The sequence below is a fragment of the Pseudofrankia coriaricola genome (assembly GCF_032027725.1).
In the GTDB taxonomy this organism is placed as follows: domain Bacteria; phylum Actinomycetota; class Actinomycetes; order Frankiales; family Frankiaceae; genus Pseudofrankia.
Genome location: NZ_JASNFO010000039.1, coordinates 47,491 through 66,021 on the forward strand (window position 1 = coordinate 47,491; position 18,531 = coordinate 66,021).

At 73.1% G+C, this 18,531-nt stretch carries 16 protein-coding genes; 10 read left to right on the top strand and 6 right to left on the bottom strand.

The genetic code is table 11. The features are described 5' to 3' along the window. Positions 1-24 precede the first annotated feature (24 nt). Positions 25-456: a hypothetical protein gene (locus QOZ89_RS20985; RefSeq protein WP_071052081.1), complete on the bottom strand. Its 432-nt coding sequence runs from the start codon at positions 454-456 to the stop codon at positions 25-27. Here QOZ89_RS20985 and QOZ89_RS20990 point away from each other — a divergent pair. After that, the gene (locus QOZ89_RS20990; protein ID WP_071052080.1) at positions 446-1,282 is read left to right on the top strand and encodes a hypothetical protein; all 837 of its coding nucleotides are present in this window, start codon (positions 446-448) and stop codon (positions 1,280-1,282) included. The two genes, QOZ89_RS20985 and QOZ89_RS20990, sit on opposite strands and share 11 nt — an antisense overlap. A gap of 581 nt (positions 1,283-1,863) precedes the next feature. On the opposite strand, the gene QOZ89_RS20995 is transcribed toward QOZ89_RS20990, so the two are convergent. From QOZ89_RS20995 to QOZ89_RS21010, 4 genes are all read right to left on the bottom strand, one after another. Continuing rightward, positions 1,864-2,652, bottom strand: coding sequence for an Rv1486c family protein (locus QOZ89_RS20995; protein WP_198543477.1), 789 nt, complete (start codon positions 2,650-2,652; stop codon positions 1,864-1,866). Positions 2,653-3,157: 505 nt separating this feature from the next. After that, on the bottom strand, positions 3,158-4,369 hold the full coding sequence (locus QOZ89_RS21000; RefSeq protein WP_071052079.1) for a glycosyltransferase: 1,212 nt from the start codon (positions 4,367-4,369) through the stop codon (positions 3,158-3,160). A 351-nt stretch (positions 4,370-4,720) separates the two neighbouring features. Continuing rightward, on the bottom strand, positions 4,721-5,872 hold the full coding sequence (locus tag QOZ89_RS21005) for a glycosyltransferase family 4 protein (protein WP_198543476.1): 1,152 nt from the start codon (positions 5,870-5,872) through the stop codon (positions 4,721-4,723). Positions 5,873-6,027: 155 nt separating this feature from the next. After that, positions 6,028-6,639, bottom strand: coding sequence for a DUF3099 domain-containing protein (locus QOZ89_RS21010; protein ID WP_071052114.1), 612 nt, complete (start codon positions 6,637-6,639; stop codon positions 6,028-6,030). Positions 6,640-6,999: 360 nt separating this feature from the next. Between QOZ89_RS21010 and QOZ89_RS21015 the strand changes: the two genes are divergently transcribed. Then, the gene (locus QOZ89_RS21015) at positions 7,000-8,181 is read left to right on the top strand and encodes a CaiB/BaiF CoA transferase family protein (protein WP_198543475.1); all 1,182 of its coding nucleotides are present in this window, start codon (positions 7,000-7,002) and stop codon (positions 8,179-8,181) included. A gap of 508 nt (positions 8,182-8,689) precedes the next feature. Next, complete coding sequence (locus tag QOZ89_RS21020; protein ID WP_071052112.1) at positions 8,690-9,547, top strand: SAM hydrolase/SAM-dependent halogenase family protein; 858 nt, start codon at positions 8,690-8,692, stop codon at positions 9,545-9,547. A gap of 154 nt (positions 9,548-9,701) precedes the next feature. On the opposite strand, the gene pucL is transcribed toward QOZ89_RS21020, so the two are convergent. Beyond that, on the bottom strand, positions 9,702-10,592 hold the full coding sequence (gene pucL, locus QOZ89_RS21025; protein ID WP_071052077.1) for a factor-independent urate hydroxylase: 891 nt from the start codon (positions 10,590-10,592) through the stop codon (positions 9,702-9,704). A 1,206-nt stretch (positions 10,593-11,798) separates the two neighbouring features. Here pucL and QOZ89_RS21030 point away from each other — a divergent pair. The 7 genes from QOZ89_RS21030 (at position 11,799) to bfr (ending at position 18,295) form a co-directional block, all read left to right on the top strand. Next, entirely contained in the window at positions 11,799-13,127 is a 1,329-nt protein-coding gene (locus QOZ89_RS21030) for a L,D-transpeptidase (RefSeq protein WP_071052076.1), read from the top strand. A gap of 190 nt (positions 13,128-13,317) precedes the next feature. After that, complete coding sequence (locus QOZ89_RS21035; RefSeq protein WP_312624719.1) at positions 13,318-14,523, top strand: phosphatase PAP2 family protein; 1,206 nt, start codon at positions 13,318-13,320, stop codon at positions 14,521-14,523. A 453-nt stretch (positions 14,524-14,976) separates the two neighbouring features. Further along, on the top strand, positions 14,977-15,732 hold the full coding sequence (locus QOZ89_RS21040; protein ID WP_071052074.1) for an OmpA family protein: 756 nt from the start codon (positions 14,977-14,979) through the stop codon (positions 15,730-15,732). Between the two features lie 132 nt (positions 15,733-15,864). After that, a complete protein-coding gene (locus QOZ89_RS21045; protein WP_071052073.1) occupies positions 15,865-16,275 on the top strand; it encodes an encapsulin-associated ferritin-like protein in 411 nt (136 codons plus the stop codon). After that, positions 16,272-17,078 carry a family 1 encapsulin nanocompartment shell protein gene (locus tag QOZ89_RS21050; protein ID WP_071052072.1) on the top strand — a complete coding sequence of 269 codons (807 nt, stop codon included), beginning with the start codon at positions 16,272-16,274 and terminating at the stop codon, positions 17,076-17,078. The genes QOZ89_RS21045 and QOZ89_RS21050 overlap by 4 nt, the downstream gene beginning before the upstream one ends. Before the next feature lie 439 nt (positions 17,079-17,517). After that, positions 17,518-17,715 (top strand): (2Fe-2S)-binding protein, encoded by a 198-nt coding sequence (locus tag QOZ89_RS21055; RefSeq protein WP_071052071.1) that lies wholly within the window; start codon positions 17,518-17,520, stop codon positions 17,713-17,715. Positions 17,716-17,809: 94 nt separating this feature from the next. Continuing rightward, a complete protein-coding gene (bfr, locus tag QOZ89_RS21060; RefSeq protein ID WP_071052070.1) occupies positions 17,810-18,295 on the top strand; it encodes a bacterioferritin in 486 nt (161 codons plus the stop codon). The last annotated feature ends 236 nt before the right edge of the window (positions 18,296-18,531 follow it).

Here is an 18,531-nt window from a genome sequence, read left to right on the forward strand (position 1 = left end):
GATCCGCCGAGCAGCGGTCGCCGGTCAGGTGGACGGCGGCGTCGGGGTGGGCGACGGGGTGGGTGGGGCTGGGGCGACGGGGACGGCGATGCCGACGACGACGATGGTGACCAGGGTGACCGGCGAGCATCCGGCGGGGGTGGTCGTCAGGGTCAGCGCGAGGGTGCTCGGCGTCGGTGTGGGGAGCCGGCCGATGTCGATGCTGGCCAGCGTCGCCGGGGCCGTGGCCGGCTGGGTCGGGACGGTGACGTCCGACTGGGTGAGCACGGTGCCATTGGTCGCCGAGGTGCTGGCGACGGTGTGGATCGTGGTCTGGCCGGTCGCGGAGGCGCCGGGCGCGGTATAGGCGCCGGTGATGTCGAGGCTCGCCCCGCTCGTGGTCCTGGTGATCGTCGCGGTGAAGCTGGACGTCACCAGCGCGATGGCCGGGCAGTTCGGGTTGGCCGTGAGGGTCACGATCGGGAACGGCGTGCCGGTCCCACTCGGGCTCGGGCTGGTCGACGGGCTGGCGCTGGTCGATGGGCTGGCGCTCGTGGTCGGGCTGGCGGACGAACTGCCCGAAGGACTGACGGTGACGGTCGGCAGGACGCCGGGGCTGGCGCTGATCGTCACGGTCGAAGTCGCGCTCGCCGTCGGCGCCGGCGCGCTGGCCGTGAGCGTCGGGGCGCGGCTGGCCGTCGGGCTCGTGGACGGAGGACGGCTGGTCGACGGTGGTCGGCTGGTAGCCGGTGTTGTCCTGGCGGGCGTGGTACCGGCTCGGGAGGAGCGTGCCGGGCTCGTGGTGATCCCGGACGGCGGGGCGAAGGATGGAGTGGTGCCCGCGACGGTGAAGGGGATGGGGTCGGTGTCCCCGTTCCATGGGCTCGCCGTCAGCGTGACAATGCCATTTGTGCCGCTCCGCTGGCCGCCGGGGATTCCCGTGGAGGCGTCGTCGTCTCCCGAGCCGTCGTGTCCGCCGCCGAGGAGAAGTAGTAGCCCGATGGCCGGGACGGCGAGCAGTTGCGTCAGGCCGAATGTCCTGCCGCGTTTCCCGACTCGCCGATGCCGGGCCTTGCGCCGCGGACCCGCCGATGTGGCCGCCGCCGACGATATGGACTCGGCGGGCGGCGGGACTGGCGAGCCCGGGTCGGCCGCGGCACCGTTCTGCCCGGTCCCGGCGCTCTCGGGACCCGCTGGATCTGGGCTGCTCTGCCGGCTCACCTCTGAGCGGGTTCCTTCCCAGGACGAACGACGCGCCGTGCACACCGACTACTCGTTCTGTCACAGTACCGGCAATCCATAAGCACCCACGCCCCATTACCCGAACGGTGTCAGAACGTTGGCCCGGCCGCCGTTGGCAACCGCCCACAGGTGGGTGTTCGCCTTGTCAGCCGGCCGTCGCGGATCCTGTGCGGCCTCACGCGAGCGCGCGCCACGGCCGAGTGACCGCCTGCCATGCCCAGACCGGGCGCCCGCGTGGGCCGAGCCGGTCGGCGAGGCGGGCCGGCCTGTGACGAGACGACGGGATACAGGCCGTCGCCAGCGGCATCCGGTGACCGCCCGCCGGGAGAGGAGGCCTTGATGACGCGGGCAGACCTGTACGTGCGGCGGTTCCAGGAAGAAGCCACACGGCGAGGGTTCGGCTTCTTGGTCCCGGACTACCAGTACAGCGGCCCGTTTGGTGAAGAAACTGTCATCCGGTACGAGAATCCGGAAAGTATGGCCGTCCTTTCTCTCTTCCGCTGCAGAATGAAGGGCACACTGCCGTCGGATTCCCGAGGACGTCGCCGCCGAGGCGGTCGATACTGGTGCGCCCAGATTCGCCGCGTGCCCGCGTGCCCGTGTGCCCGCGGACGGCCTCGGCCGGGTGTCTCGAGAGGCTCGTCAGCGAGAGGGCGGAGAGGTGGCGTGGGCGGGGTCGAAGGCGTCGTAGGCCGCTTCGTAGGCGCGGCGGACGGCGGCGGACAGGCCGCGCAGCGCCTCGGAGCGGCGGGTGATCTCGCCGGCGGTGACGGCGGCGCCGTCGTCGAGGGCGGCGAGGTCGAGCAGGGCGCGCAGCCGCTCGGCGCGCGCGAGCAGGGCATGCGCGACGGAAGGGTAGCCGGGGCCGAGGCCGGGACCGGGGTCCTCCTCCGCGCGGTCGCGCAGCAGGGCGAGCACCTCCGGGCGGGCGCTGGCGACGTCCAGGTCCAGCAGCGCCGACGTGGTCGCCGCGATCGCCTGAGCCAGCTCACGTTCCGCGGCACGCACCGGGGTCGGCGGCGGAGGGACCCGGGCGGCGGGCAGCGCCTTCCAGTGGACCGACTCCAGCGCCCCCTCCACCGCCGGGCCGTGCACCTCCACCGTCGGGACCAGCAGCAGCGGCGGGGCCGGGCCGATGACCAGCACCGCCTCGCTGGCGGCCAGCGCGTCGGCGTTCACCGCTGGCGGCCCCGGCAGGCCCGAGATGTCACCGGGGACCGGCAGGATCAGCCGGAACCGCTCGGCGCGTGCCGCGCGCAGCGCGCCCAGGCCGAGCAGCAGCGGCTCGCCGCCGAGCGTGTGCCGGCAGGAGCCGAGCACCCGTTGGACGTGCGTCAGGACGTCGTCGGCGCCGACGAGCCCGGCGAGCCAGGCATTCGCCCAGCCGGCGAGCACGCCGGACCGCGGCGCGGGCAGAAGAGCAGGGCACACGGGCCTACGGTAGGCACTTCCTCGCCGACATGTGACCCCGACGGGAGCAGAACTGCCCCGCCAGGCCGTGGTTCTTGCAGGTAGGGCCGTCCCGCCGGGGGGGGGGGGCCCGCCCCGGCGGCGACGGGGGGGGGCCCCCCCCCGGCGGGGGGGGCGGGGGCCCCCCCCCCCCCGGCCGGGCGCGGCCTGTCGGGCGCTGAGCGCCCTCCCTGCCTGGTTCCGGGTCAGGGTTTGTGACAGTGGCGGGGCTGGTTGCGGGCTGGTGAGGTGGGTGAGTTGGCGTCAGCGCTGAGGCGCGGTCACCAGACGTGGACAGGTTGCGCTTTCGACTCGCCAGAAGGACCCGGCACCCGCCGTGTGACTCGACGTCGCAACCTGTGGGATGTCCGGAAGACTGCTGAACAACTCAGGACTGCGTCGAACTCGCCCCAGTTTGCCCCGATCGACATATGCGATGGACTCGGGCGAGTCGGGCCACCGGAGCTGCTTTTTCGGCGGTCTCCTACTAGGCCGCCCGCGGCAGGTCGGTTCCGCCACCTGACCCGGCGGTGGCGGCGGGGTCGGTGGGCAGGGGGAGTGGGGGGGCCGGGCGTGGTACGGCCGGCAGGCCGTGGACGGACAGGAAGCCGTCGACGGTGGCCGACCAGGGGAACATCTCCGCGCGGGCGCGGGCGGCCAGCCGCCGGTCCGCCGGATCCAGCGAGAGGACCTCCTCGACGGCGTCGGCGAAGCCATAGCCGCAGCCGGCGGCGATCCGGCCGCAGCGCGGGTCGACCAGCTCGGCGAGCGCGCTGCCGTGGTGGACGACCACCGGCGTCGCGCTCGCCATCGCCTCCAGCGCCGCGAGGCCGAACGTCTCGACCGGCCCGGGCGCGAGAGCGACGTCGGCGCTGGCGAGCAGGCCCGACAGGCGCGCCCGGTCGGCGACGAAGCCGAGGAACACCACCGGCAGGCCGGCGGCCCGGCGTTCCAGCTCCTTGCGGCCGTTGCCGTCGCCGGCCAGCACCAGCCGCGCCGGGATCTTGCGGCGGACCAGCTCGGCGAGCGCGTCGATGGCGATGTCGACCCGCTTCTCCGGGTCCATCCGGCTGATCGCGACGAGCAGGACGTCCGAGTCGCGGGCGAACGCCCGGCGCAGCGACCAGTCGGCCGTCTGGGCGCCGAACCGGTCCAGGTCGACGCCGAGCGGCACCTGTCGCAGGTTGTCGGCCCCGATACGCCGGAACTCGGCCGCCGCCCAGTACGTCGTCGTGACCACCGTGTCGTAGCTGGCGGCCAGCCCGCGGTTGGTGAGGTCGGCGGCGGCGCGCACCGGCAGCACCCCACGCAGCGAGCACGGCGTCTTCGCGCCGAGCAGCCGGTCGACGCGCTCGTGGGAGACGACCAGCGAGTGCACTCCGCGCTTGCGGGCCCACCGGCCGAGCCGGCGCAGCGTGGTGCGGTCGTGCACCTCGAGATGGGTCGGCTCCGCCTCGTCGAGCAGCGCGGCCACCCGCCACGGCTCGGTGATCATGCGGTAGCTGGTGCCCAAGACCAGCGGCGAGCGCACCATCAGCGTGGTGACGCCGTCGGCGTGGCGTACGCCGTCGCGGCGCGCGGGCAGCACCCGGACCACCTCGTGGCCGGCGGCGACATAGCCCGCGGCCAGGTGGCGCAGCGTCGTGCGGATACCCCCGGACGTCGGCGCCACGAAGTTGGCGACCTGCGCGATCCTCATGCTGCCCACTCTCGATCGGCTCGCGGCGGCGGCTCTCCCGGCTGCGCGCGGGCTGGTGCTCAGGGTTGGTGCGGCCGGTCCACCGGCCACGGCGTCCGTGGCGGTCCGACGGTCCGGCCGGCCGTCGGTGGCCGAAGGGCACGCGCCGAGGCGAAGCCCCGCGCGCCCGGAGGCCGGGTCAGTCGTCGGGCCGAAGGGTGCGCGGAGAGCGAGTCCTCGCGCGCCCGGCGGCGGGTCTTGGTGTCGGGACGGGCGGCTCGCGGGGTCAGGACGGCCAGGGCGGTCGGAGCGGTCAGGGCGTGGTGCATGCCCGGCCGGCGGCGGTGCCTGGCCGGGGCGGTAGCGGGGTGCTCAGCGCCAGGCGTCGTCCCGGTTCGCGCTGATGTTGGCGCCGAGCACGTCGTGGTAGTGGCCGAGCAGCTCGTCCCCGATCGCCCGCCAGCCGCAGTCGGCCACCGAGGCGCGGGCTTCGTGTCCCATCGCTGCCCGGCCGGGGCTGTCGATCACCAGCGTGGCGACCTGGGCGCGCAGCGCCGCGGGGTCACCCGGCCGGTAGTGCAGCCCCGTCCTGCCGTGCTCGACGACGTCGAGCAGTCCGCCTGCCGCGGGCCCGACCACCGGCACGCCGCTGGCCTTCGCCTCCTGCGCCGCCTGGCAGAACGTCTCGTACTGGCCGGTGTGGACGAACACATCGAGGCTCGCGAGCGCCGACGACAGCCCATGGCCGGACTGGAAGCCCAGGAACGCGGCACCGGGCAGCAGCCGCTCCAGGCGGGTCCGCTCCGGCCCGTCGCCGACGACCACCAGCCGGGTGCCGGGCAGGCCGCTCACCGCGCCGAGCAGCTCGACGCCCTTCTCCCTGGCGAGCCGGCCGACGTAGCCGACGAGGACCTCGCCGTCGGGCGCGAGCAGGGTGCGCAGCTCGTCGTCGCGATGGTCCGGGTTGAACCGGTCCAGGTCGACGCCCCGGCGCCAGCGGGCGACCCGCTGCACGCCGGCGCCGACCAGCGCGTCGACGGCGTCCCACGACGGCGCGAGGGTGCGGGCGGCAAGCCGGTGTACGGTCGCGAGCCACCGCCAGATCGTGCGGTCCAGGGATGCGAGGCCGTAACGGCGGGCGAAGCCGGCGAGGTCGGTCTGGTAGACGGCGACGCTGGGCACCCCGAGCCGATGGGCCGCGTAGGCCGCCTGCGCGCCGAGGCCGGCCGGTGCCGCCAGATGGACGACGTCGGGGGCGAACCGGCGCAGCGCCGGGGTGAGGCTCGGCCATGGCGTCGCGAACCGGAACTGCGGGTAGCCGGGCAGCGGCGCGGACGGCGCCCACAGCACAGGGGCGCCCGCGTAGACCCGGGGCGCATTGCCGGCCGCGCGCGCACCGGGGGACGGTGCCACGACGAGCGCCTGGTGCCCTTCGGCCTCCAGGTGCTCCAGCACGCGGCAGACCGTGTTCGTGACCCCGTCCACGTGGGGGAGGAAGGACTCGGTGACCACCGCAACGCGCACAGGGCCACGGTGACAGGGCTGGGAACGCGGACGTATACCACCAGTCGGCTACAACATGAACGTTGCCCCACAGATCAGGAGTGATCGTCCTGTGGGCCGCGCTTGTTCGTCCGGCTGGCTGCCGCGCGCCGTGGTGGGCTTAGTGCCGTGGTGGCTTAGTGCCGTGGTGGGCGGCGTGGGCCGAAGAAGCCGACGTCGGCCCGTTCGGCCGGCCGGGGCGGCGGTGCCGCCGGGGCGCCGTGGCGCGGTTTGTAACAGGCGTCGACGGTGGGCTGGTCCGGCGAGGACGGCGTTGATCCGGCGGGGCTGGCCCCGCGTGCCGGGTACGGTCCCGAACCGGGCTCGGGCCCGGTCGACGGTGCCGGGCCGGAACGCGGGCCCGCGGGAGCCGGGCCCGGGCCAGCACCCCCGGGTCCGTGGCGGTTCTCGCGGTCTTGGCCGTCGCCCTCGACGACGGGGTGCTCGGCGGACTCCAGGGTCGCCGGCCCCCCGCCGACAGAGTGGCTGGCTGGCCGGAAACCGGCCGGGCGCCCGCGTGACGGCGCCGGCCCGCCATTGGCGACCACGACCGCCACCCAGGGGATGATCAGCGCGGCCACGATGGCCAGGAATCGGATCCACCCGTGGAAGAGGACCACCGCGAGCACGAAGCAGAGCACGCGGAAGCCCATCCAGAACAGGTACTGACTCTGCCGGCGGCGGATGTCGACGTGACGTGGGTCAGCGGCCGAGGTGATGAGCACCGGCTGCTGGCGACGCAGCCTCATCCGCACGTCCACTCCCTGGGTTGTCCGGTTCGGTTCGCCCCGTCGTACAGCGGGACCCGGTCGGCGCCCCCATCCTGCCCAGCCGGGTCGTCCCGGGACAAACAGTCGGCCAGGGGCGCTGGCCGCGGGCGCCAGCCCGGCGACATGGGCGGCCCGACCCTCATCCCGGCAACTCCCAGTCTCCGCCTGTTCGCCCCGATCCACCAACCTCCACCGCCATCCGGGTCGGAGATCGTGAGCCAGGTGGCGCGGGTGGCGCCGCGGGCGTGGATCGGCGGTTCGGATGGTTGGCAGGTCAGCGGGTCGGTTCCGGACGTGAACGGCCGCCGCGGGGCATGGCGGCGCCATAGGGTGGCCGGCGTGCTGCCGCTGCAGGGAATGACCGTTGTCAGCCTCGAACACGCGGTCGCGCTGCCGTTCGCGACCCGTCACCTCGCCGAGTACGGCGCCCGTGTCATCAAGATCGAACGGCTGGGATCGGGCGACTTCGCCCGTGCCTACGACGACGCGGTCCGAGGGGAGATGTCCGCGCACTTCTCCTGGCTGAACCGGTCGAAGGAGTCGTTCGCCCTCGACGTCAAGGTCCCATCCGGCCTGGCGGCGCTGGAGCGGCTGGTCGCGGGCGCGGATGTCGTCGCGCAGAACCTCTCGCCCGGCGCCGCCGCCCGGCTCGGCCTCGACGCCGCCACTCTGACCGCCCGCTACCCGCGGATGGTCGCCGTCGACCTCTCTGGCTACGGCCCCACCGGCCCCTACGCCGGCCGGCGGGCCTACGACATGCTGATCCAGGCCGAGTCGGGCCTGGTCTCGGTGACCGGTACGCCGGAACACATGGCGAAGGCGGGGTTCGCCGCCGCCGACGTCGCCGCCGGGACCTACGCCGCCCAGGCGATTCTGGCGGCGCTGCTGCGCCGGGAACGGACCGGCGAGGGTGCGGCGCTCGCGCTCACCATGCTGGACGCGATCACGGAGTGGAACGGCTACGCGGTCCAGTTCGCCGAGCACACCGGCCGCCCGCCGGCCAGGGCCGGCGTCGGTCACGCGTCGATCGCACCTTACGAGGCGTTCACCACCGCCGACGGTGACAGCGTCCTGATCGGGGTGCAGAACGACCGGGAATGGGCTCGGCTGGCCGCCGGCCTGCTCGGCCGCCCCGACCTCGCGACCGACCCCGAGTTCGCGACCAACCGCGCGCGGGTGCGCAACCGGACGCGAACCGACGCGATCGTCGCCGAGGTCGTCGACGCTCTGCCCACCACGGCGGTGACGGCGGGCCTCGACGCGGCCGGGATCGCCTACGGCCGGGTCAACGAGATGGCCGACGTGCTCGCCCACCCGCAGCTGGCCGCCCGCGACCGGTGGATCGAGGTCGACTCGCCCGTCGGCCCGGTGCGCCAGCTGCGCCCGGTCGTCGAGTTCCCGGACACCCCGCCCCGGATAGAGCCGGTCCCCGCGCTCGGCGAGCACACCGAGAAGATCCTCACCGAGCTCGGCTACACCCCTGATCAGCTAGCCGTCCTGCGCGCCGACGGCGCCATCTGAGCCTTTGCCGTGGATCTCGCCAGGTTGGCGGTCAAGCGGTAGCCGGGTGCAGTTCACCTACTCAGCTGGCGATCACCCGGCACTCGGCTGGCGAGGCTCGGATCATGATCGTCGAGCGGGTATGCCGGCCGGCGCCATGCGACCCGTTCTGTCTGATGTGCGCATGCCCGGTCCGCGATCTACGTGGCTCGCCAGTCCTGGGAGCGTCGAAGATCGCCGGCTGGGAACGCGGACCGGGCCTCGGCGCCCGGTCGGCGATGGTCAGAGAGAAATGGCCCGGTGAGCTCCGGGGCCGCCCCGCGTCGAGGCCGCGCCGGTGGCCGCCCCGGCCCTCGTTCGTCACGGGCGCGTAACCCGTTTTGTCGGATTTATACATACACTTGTGATCAAGGTTCCGCGAGTGTGGAGACCCCGTCGAGGCAGCGTGCGGGCCAGTGTCGCACTGTGATGGTGACAGCGGTCGCCGGAAGTGGGCGGTCGCGGCGGTGGCTGCCGGCGGGGAGGGAGCATAGGTCCTGTGCCGCATGTGAGCTTCCTGACCGACTACGGGCTCGCCGACGGGTTCGTCGCCGCCTGCCACGGCGTGCTGCTGCGCCGCGGCGTGAGCGCGCTCGACATCACCCATCTGATCGACCCCGGCGACGTTCGGCGGGGCGCGGCCGTGCTCGCGCAGACGGTGCGCTACCTGCCGGTCAGCGTCCACCTGGCGGTCGTCGACCCAGGCGTCGGCACCAGCAGGAGAGGGGTCGTGCTGGTCACGCCCGGGGGGATGCTCGTCGGCCCCGACAACGGGCTGCTGACGCCGGCCGCGGCGGTGCTCGGCGGCGTCACCGAGTCGGTGGCGCTGGCGGCCCGGCCGGGTGTGCCGGCGACCTTCCACGGGCGGGACGTGTTCGCGCCGGCGGCGGCCGAGCTCGCCATCGGCACACCCCCGGCGGCGCTGGGACGGCCGGTCGACCCGGCGGCGATCGTCCGGCTGCCGCCGGTGCTGGCGCGAGTGAGCCAGACCGAGACGCGGGCGGACCGGGCCGAGGCGGAGCTAGCGGCCGAGGTCGTCCTCGTCGACCGGTTCGGCAACGTGCAGCTCGCCGCGACCGGCGACCTGCTGGCCGACGTCGGCCTGGTGCCCGGCCAGCGGGCCGAGGTCCGCGGCGTGACGGCGCAGGAGGGGGCGCCGCTCGTGCTGCCGGTCGGGGTCACGTTCGGCTCGGTGGAGCCGGGCGAGCTGGTGCTTTACGTCGACTCGGCGGGGATGGCCGCGTTCGCGGTCCGTGACGGCGACGCGGCCTCCCGCCTGGGCCTCGCCCCCGGCGACGTGGTCACCCTGTGTCCTCGCCGGGCTCGGCCGGACCGCGCGACCGTATAGACGCGGTCATCAACCGCGGTGCTTCTCGCGGGAGGAGACCGTGGTCTATGGCGGCGTGTGTGGACACGGCCGTCGGCCACAGTTCCGGCACGCGGGAGGGCGCGAGCGCGTCGGGATGACCGCGCCGCGTAGTCGCGTGCGGGGTGCCGTCCGGTCAGCGGAAGCCCGGGACGGTCTGCCAGGCGGGGCCGGCGTCGGGGGCGTCGTCGCGCAGGACGGTGCCTTCGATCTTCCCGTATGGCCGGTCGGCGGCGTAGAAGACCGTGTTCGGGTTGTCGAGGCCGTAGGGCGCCAGGTCGACGAGGAAATGGTGCTTGTTCGGCATCGACATCCGGATCTCGGCGACCTCCGGATAGGCGGTCAGCACCTCCTCGCCCATTTTGTACAGCGTCTGCTGCAGCGCCAGGCTGTGCACGGACGCGAACGTCTCGAGCAGGATCGTCCGGATGCTGGCGAACAGCTTCCCGTAGTCGTGCTCGACTCCGATGAGGCGCCAGTGGGCGGTGACCTCGGTGGCGAGGATCCGGTCGTCGGTCTCGGCGAGCGTCGTGTAGCGGTCCTGGGCGAAGCCCCAGAACTCCGAGCCGGTCGACTTCAGCACCACGAGCCCGGCGAGGCCCGACACGACGTAGGCGTCGTCGCCGTCGACGGTGACGACCGTCGTGCGCCGTTCGGAGCCGGCGCGGCTGAACGCGTGGTCGTGGCCGGCGCCGTCGACCTGAATGCGGTCCCAGCCGTACTGCTCGATCTCGACCCGGGCGCCTGTCACCCAGTCGAACGAGCCGGTGAAGTGCCGGCCGAGGCGCAGCGCGAACTCCTCGATCTCGCCGACCCCCTCTCGGGCGAACGCGTAGGCCGTGTTCTTCTGCGCGTCCGTGGTCAGGATGTGCGCGTTGTCGCCGGTCAGGTGCGCGTCGGCGAAGTCCCCGCGCAGCGCCGACGACACGTTGAGGTCGGTGATCCTGTGGACCGGGGTGGACCGGTCCACGTGCACCAGCCGGACCTCGGCCTTCCCGAACTGGTTCGGTCCGAGCACGATCGCCATGGCTCCTCCTGAGGTCGGTCTGGTCCGGGCGGCCGGCCCGGCTTGGCGGGCCTGGTGCGACGCCTGAGCTGGCTGCCCGGGTGGTTGTTCCGTCGATGGCCGGTTGGTCAGTCGGTCGGTTAGCCGGTTCGTCGGGTGGTTGGCCGGGTCGGGTCGGTGGCCCGGCCGGGGGTGTGGCCGCCTGGGGGCCGGTCGCCATCCTCGCCCCGTCAGGTGCAGGCCCTGGTGACGGCGACGTTCGGCGGATGTTTCCCCGATCTTCCCGGCCCGTCCGAGGCCGGAGGCCGACAGACATCCCATGGGCTCGGATGTCCAGTCACAGCTGGTGACGGCGCCTCAGGCGCAGTGCCAACCCGGCCACCTCGTCAGCCCGGTCCCAGCCCTACCACCGCCATGTGCCAGGGCCCGGCGCCACGCGGGGAGGGCGCTCAGCGCCCGACACGGGGCGAGCGCGCCCAGCGCCTCGCCCCGGCATGTATGCGCGGAGAGCGGGCGGGACTACGCCGCGCATTTATTTGGGGCCAATTCCGTGACAATGGCGGGCCGTCGGCGCGCGGACCGTGACGCGCGCCGCCGATGGCAGGCGGATGTTGTTCTCTCGCCCGGTGGACGGTGGGAATTCGGCTATGCCCCCGGTGGTTCTCGTGAGGCAGTCTGGTGGCGGTTCGGGCATCCGTCCGAGTAGCCGGGCGGCACCGTGGGGGAGTCGTTCGGGCGCACATCGTGGCTGGCATTGATCCGGGTCGGGAAACGTTCACGGAAGTGGCATTCCTCCGGCCGAGGTTCTGCCGCCGCGAGCGGGGACGGCCTGGCGGGCGTGTCCGGTGGTCGGCCGTGGGGACGGCGATCATGGTGCGGCGACGGGTGTTTGGTCCCGCCCGGTGGCGTGGGGACGCCGGCGGGTGGGCTCGCGGACCTCCGGGGGTGCGGCTGGGGGCCGGCCGAAGGGCGCGCTCATGGCGAATGCGCGCGCGCCCGGAGACGGCCGACAGAGATGGCCACGCGGCATGGGAGGGCTTCGTGAGCATTGCCGGGAGAGGGCGACTCTCTGTATTAGCTCCATCGACAAATAGTGATGGTCGCCTGAGTGACAACGGTATTTCGCTTGCTCGGGGCGACGGATGCCACGCCGCTGGGTACCGTCCGACCGAGAGTTTTCGCGCGGACGCGCTAGTGGCCGTCCTGAAGATCGGAAGAAGGCGGGTAATGGTCTTCTCCGCGGGCGAACGCGGCGGGCAGGCGGGCCAATCCACCCGGCCGCGGGGCTGGCGGATCCGCCCGGTGTTGTTCGGGCTGGTCGCCGCCCTGCTCGCCGTCGTGCTGGCGGCCTGCTCCGGGTCCGGGGGCGGGGGCGAGCCCCCCGCGGCGGCGGCGTCGCGGACGCCGCCGGCCGCGAGCATCAAGATCACTCCAGCGGACGGCGCGTCCGGCATCGCGGTCACCGACAAGGTCGTCGTGACCGCGAACGCGCCCCTCGGCGACGTCACCATCGCGCGTGCCGCGAGCGATTCGCAGAAGACGGACGCTGGCACCCTGCCCGGCGAGTACTCGCCGGACCGGCGTACCTGGACCTCCGCCTCGGGCCTGTACGCCGACAGCCAGTACCAGGTGACCGCGTCGACCACGGCCACCAGCGGCGTCACCGGTACCGTGACCAGCCACGCCGCCTTCACCACCGGCATCCCGGCCAAGCCGTTCAAGGTGTCCTGGGAGCCGGTCGACGGCCAGACCGTCGGCGTCGGCACGCCGATCGTGCTGACGTTCAGCGGGCCGACCGCCGACCGGGCCGCGGTGCAACGGCACCTGTCCGTCGTCACCAGTCCCCCGCTGGAGGGCTCGTGGAGCTGGGCCTCCGACCGGGTGGTCCGCTGGCGGCCGAAGGAGTACTACCCGTCCGGGACCAAGGTGCATGTCGAGGCGAACCTCGCCGGGTTCGAGGCCGGCAACGGGCTGGTCGGCGTGAAGGACCGGGTGATGGACTTCACCATCGGAGCCCAGCAGATCAGTCACGTCGACATCGCCGCGCACACCATGAAGGTCTACAAGGACGGTCAGCTGGTGCGCACGATGCCGATCAGCGGCGGCAAGGGCGGCAAGCGGACGCTGCTGACGATGGACGGCCCGCACAACGTCCTCGGCAAGACCCAGAACCTGATCATGGACTCGGCCACGGTCGGGATTCCCCTTGGCGACCCCGACTACTACCGCGAGGAGGTCCAGTGGAACGTCCAGATCACCAGCGGCGGCCAGTACGTCCACTCGGCGCCCTGGTCGGTCGGTGATCAGGGGCGGGTCAACGTCTCGCACGGCTGCGTGAACGCCGCCCCCGAGGACGCTCAGTGGTTCTACGACTTCAGCCAGGTCGGTGACATCGTCGACGTCGTCAACAGCGGCCGGGCACCGGAGGCCGACCAGCTGGGCAACGACTGGTCGATCCCGTGGGCGACGTGGGCGGCCGGCAGCGCGCTGCCGGCGGGCGACGCCGGCGCGGTCGCCGCGCCCGCGGGCGTCGGCACGGGCCACCCCGGAGCCTGACCAGGAGCATCCAGTCAGCCACACTCGGGTACAGGCCATACGGGGGCCGGGCCCCCCCCCCCCCGCCGGCGCCGGGCGGGCCGGCCCCCTGCCACGTCCCGCCCCGCCCGGCGTGTGAGGTTCGGCCCGTCTGGGTCGCGAGGGCGGGCCCGGTGGCACATGTGTCGGAGGCGTCGGGTTGAGTAGAGAGATGTCAACGGGCCAAGACGGGGCAGGTGTCCCGGCGGGACGGGCGGAGGAGGCGCCGCCCAGCGCCGCGCGGGCGGACAGCGACCGGGCACCCACCAGGCCGGCCATCGCGCCGGCTTCCGCGCTGCCCGAGACGGCGCCCGCCGGTCGGGGCGAGCCGACCGGCGGGACCGTGGAGGGCCGCGCCCAGGCCCGCGCGGACACATGGCGGCGGCGGCTGCGTGACCCCGAGACCGGCCGGCCGGTGTGGTGGGTCGAGATCGTGATCCTGGTCGCGCTGTACTACTGCTACACCGGGACCCGCGGCTTCGCCGAGGGCTCCGTCGACCAGGCGACGAGGACCGGCGAGATGCTGGTGCGCTGGCAGGCCGCCATCGGGCTGGACATCGAGCTGGGGCTGAACCACTGGCTGCAGACCGTGCCGCCCATCGCGATCGCCTGCTGCTTCTACTACGCGACGTTCCATTTCATCGTCACGCCGACCGTCATCCTCTGGATGCACCGGCGGCATCCTCGCAGCTACTCGCGTGCTCGCTGGACCCTGGCCTTTACCACCATCCTCTGCCTGATCGGGTTCTTCCTGTTCCCGACGGCCCCGCCCCGACTGCTGCCAGGCGCCGGCTACATCGACACCATGGCCTACTACAGCAACTGGGGCTGGTGGAGCGCCTCCGCGAGCGCGGCCCCGCACGGCCTCGACAAGGTCGCCAACCTGTACGCGGCGATGCCGTCGCTGCACTGCGCCTGGGCGTTGTGGTGCGGGGTCCTGATCGCCCGCAACGCCCGCTGGAAGTGGCTGCGAGTGCTCGGCGCGCTCTACCCGGCGGCCACCGCCTTCGTCGTCATGGCGACCGCGAACCACTACATCCTCGACGCCTTCGCCGGCTGGGCCGTGCTGGGCATCGGCGCCCTCGCCGCCACAGCGCTCACCCGCCGCTCGACGCGCCGGTTCGCCGCGCGGCGCCCGGCGGCGCCGCCCGCCGAAGCCACCCCGAGCCCGACGATCGTGGAGCCGTCGCCCGCCGGTGATGCGGAGGTCGCCGTCGATGCCGAGGTCGCCGGCGATGCCGAGGTCGCCGTCGACCCGGCGCCGGGCGTGTCAGCCGCCACGGCCGCTCCCGGCCAGCGTCCGGGCGGTGAGCCCGCCGAGGGCGTTCCCGCCGGCCAGGCGCGCCCGGCCGGCGGCGGCCTCGCGACCCTCATCTGAGGCCGCGCTGGCCTGGACGCAGACCTGCCGGATCGCTTACCTCCCAGCAGACCTCCCAGATCGCTTCGCGATCCGGCAGGAACCCCGGCTTCGCGATCCGGCAGGAACCCTGTCGCCGATCCGGCAGGGACGCCGGCGCCGACCTGAACCCCCAAGGCCGTGGGTCGGCGTGTCGACCCGGGGCTGGCGCTTGTGCGGCTCGGTGTGGTGGCTGCGTTGCGACAGCGGCCTGAGCGGCCGCGGTTCGGCAGCCGCGCCCCGAAGACCGGATTCCTGCCCACAGGTGGCGGTTGTGGCGATGCGCCGGAGTGGCGTGTGCCGGGCCTTGGGGCCGATGTGCCACAGTTGGCGCTGTCGTGGTTGATATCCGGCATCCCGGTGATGCCGGACAGGGTCGCGTCGACGCGTGCCTGGCAACCGCGTCCGCCTGCGTCCCCAGCTCGGAGTCCGTTCATGTTCCTGCCCGCCGTGACGCGCCCGCGCCGTCCTCGGCCGGTCGCGTTCGCCGTCTCGCTGCTGCTCGTCTCGCTGCTGCTCGCGCTGCTGGCGATCGCGGCGCGCCGCGGACCGATCGAGAAGGACCTGGCGCGGCGGGCGAGCGAGGCGGTTCACCGGGTCGGCGTGACGCAGGTCGCGGTGACGGTCGCCGGGACGTCGGTCACCCTGCACGGCGACTTCCCGAGCCCCGCCGCCGCCCAGGCGGCGCTGCGGGCCGCCCGCGTCGACGGCGTCAGCTCGGCCCAGCTGGGCACGGACGCCCGCGTCGCCACCGCGCCCGTCAGCGGGCCGAGCGGGGACGCGGATGCCGATGTGTCCGGGTCCGGCGACGCCCGTGAAGCGGACGAGGCGACCAGGGCCGCGCTGGCGGCCGCGGCCAGCGGGCATCCGGTCACGTTCGCGCGGGACAGCGCCGCGTTGTCGGCCGCGGACCTGGCGGCGCTCGACGGGGTCGCCGCGGCCCTGCGCGTCGGCACGCTGCCGGTGGTGGTCGCCGGGCATGCCGACAGCACCGGCCCAGAGCCGTACAACCAGGCACTGTCGGCCCGCCGCGCCGAGGCCGCCGTCGCCTACCTGGTCGGCACCGGCGTGCCGGCGGCCCGGCTGCGCGTCGTCGGCCTCGGTGAGACCCGCCCGGTCGCCGACAATGCCACCCCGGCCGGGCGCGCCGCCAACCGCCGCGTCGAGATCATGCCCGACCCGAGCTCCTGACGGCCTCGACCGCACCGCTCCCGCCCTGAGCTGGACGATTGCCTGATGGTGGTTCTGTCGTAGTTCTTGCATTGGGCGAATGCTGCCGCCCGTGGTCATTGGACCGGGCGTGCGCATGGTAGGCAGAGGTCCATGGCGGACTCGAGCATGGGGCTGCACGAACAGCCCGACAAGCTCACACCGGAACTTGTTGACCGGCACCGGGCGATCGTGTCGTTGATGGAGGAACTGGAGGCGGTCGACTGGTACGACCAGCGGGTCTCGGCGGCGACCGATCCCGAGCTCGCCGACATCCTCGCCCACAACAGGGACGAGGAGAAGGAACACGCGGCGATGACGCTCGAGTGGCTGCGCCGCCAGGACGCGGCGCTCGACCAGCAGCTGCGCACCTACCTCTTCTCGGAGGGCCCGGTGCTGGAGGCCGAGGCGCGCGCCATGAACGGGGACGGCGCCGCCGAGGCGCCGGCGGAGCCGGGCGTGGCGTCGCCGGCGGGGGCCGACCACTCACTTGGCATCGGCGGTCTGAAGGGAAAGTCCGAATGAACCACCTGCTCCGCGGGCACGCGCCGCTGACCGACGCGGCCTGGAAGGTCGTCGACGACGAGGCCCGGACCAGGCTCACCGTCAACCTCGCCGGCCGCAAACTGGTCGACTTCTCAGGCCCACACGGCTGGGACTACTCGGCGACGTCGCTCGGGCGCGCCACCCCGGTCGGGGCGCCCCCGTCGGACGGGGTGCGGGCCCGGCTGCGCCGGGTGCAGCCGCTGGTGGAGCTGCGCGTCCCGTTCACCCTGGACCGCCGCGAGCTCGAGGACGTCGACCGGGGCGCCGACGACGTGGACCTGTCGGCGCTCGAGGACGCCGCCCGGGCGATGGCGACGACCGAGAACTCGATCATCTTCCACGGCTACCAGGAGACCGGGATCGTCGGCATCGTCGAGGCGAGCTCGCACCCGCCGCTGTCCCTGCCGGACGACACCAACGGCTACCCGCGCACCGTCGCCAAGGCGGTCGCGATGCTGCGCCACGCCGGGATCGGCGGCTCCTACGGTCTCGCGATCGAGCCGGACGGTTTCACTGCCATCGTCGAGACCGCCGAGCACGGCGGCTACCTGCTGCTCGACCACCTGCGCCACATCCTGGACGGGCCGGTGGTGCGCGCGCCGGGCATCCGCGGCGCGGTGGTGCTCAGCCAGCGCGGCGGGGACTTCGTCGTCGAGTCCGGCATGGACCTCTCGGCCGGCTACGCCGGGCACACCGGAGACAACGTCGAGCTCTACCTGGAGCAGAGCCTGAGCTTCCGGGTGAACGAGCCCGACGCAGCCGTGGCGTTGAGCCCGGCCTGAGGCGCTGCTGGCTCGAAGGTCGCTTGCGCGACCGCTCGCCGCGGCGCCTGTCGGGCGCTGAGCGCCCTCCCGGCCTGGTTCCGGGGCTGAGGGCTGTCGGGGCCGGCGTGGTGGGACGAGGCGGGAACGGGCGGACGATCTTCGGGTTGTCCGCCCTTTGCGTGCCGGAGTAGTCACTTTCTGTCGCGAGGGTGGCGCCGGATGGTGGCCGGGGGGTTGGGAGGGGGTCGCCGGGCGCAAAGGGGGTGGGATGTGACGAGGTGCGCAGCGGGAGATTGATGGTTAGGTGGCCTTGCGTTAGGTGAGCCTAACTGGCACTCTGTATTCGTTAGGGAAGCCTTAGCTAAGCGTTGATGCTAATGCGAGGAACCCGGACAACGAACCCGAAGTGCCTGGTCGGCGGTGGAACACGCCGGCCCGTCCCGCGTGGTGAGGTGCGGTGCTGGTCTGCTCGTGCTTTGCTGTGTCCGACCGGACGCTACGCAGCGTAATCGCCGCGGGTGCCCGCGATGCCGACGAGATCGGCGAGCGCTGTGACGCCGGCACCGGCTGCGGCGGCTGCCTCGAAGAGATCTCGGAACTCCTGCTGTGTCATCGCGGCGGCGAGCCGGTCGCTGGCACGGCGCGGGCCGCCTGACGCCCGCGCCGGCTGGGCCGTTCGACGACAACGCCCTCGCGGTGTTGTCGCGGCGGCCGCGGTCCAACGGCGCGGTGACGAGTGGAGGCCTTGCGTGGTCAGTGGCGACGACGAGGTGATCGAGATCCTGAACGCGGTGCTTACTAACGAGCTCACCGCGATCAACCAGTACTGGCTGCACTACCGGATCCAGGAACACTGGGGCTACCACGGGCTAGCGCACCATTACCGTGACGAGTCCATCGACGAGATGAAGCACGCCGACAAGGTCATCCATCGCGTGCTCTACCTCGACGGCCACCCCAACCTGCAACGGCTGCACACCTTGCGCACTGGCGAGACGGTGCCCGAGATGCTTGAGCTCGACCACGCCCGCGAGCTGGAGAACGTCGAGACGCTACGTAAGGGTGTGACGCTGTCTCGCGGCAAGTCCGACTTCGGCACCGCCGTCCTTTTCGAGGATCTCATCCACGAGGAGGAGGAGCACATCGACTGGCTGGAGGCTCAGCTCGAGCTGATCCGCCAGATCGGCGCGCCCGAGTACCTCTCCGAGCAGATCCACAAGCACAGCTCGGACTGACGCTCCGCGATCGGCGAGAGATCGAGTGGGCTGGACGCACGGAGGTGCGTCCAGCCTTCGTCTGTCGGTCGGCGGGGGAAGGGTCCTTGCTGCGCTGGGTGATGCGTTTGTGCGCGCCAGGTCTCCGGCTGGCGGGGAACGGATACCGGGCGGTGCGTGAGGAGGCCTGAAGCGGCTACGCTGCGTCGCCGTTTCGCGCCGCCAAGCGGACCTAACGGAATGTACTCGGACGACTG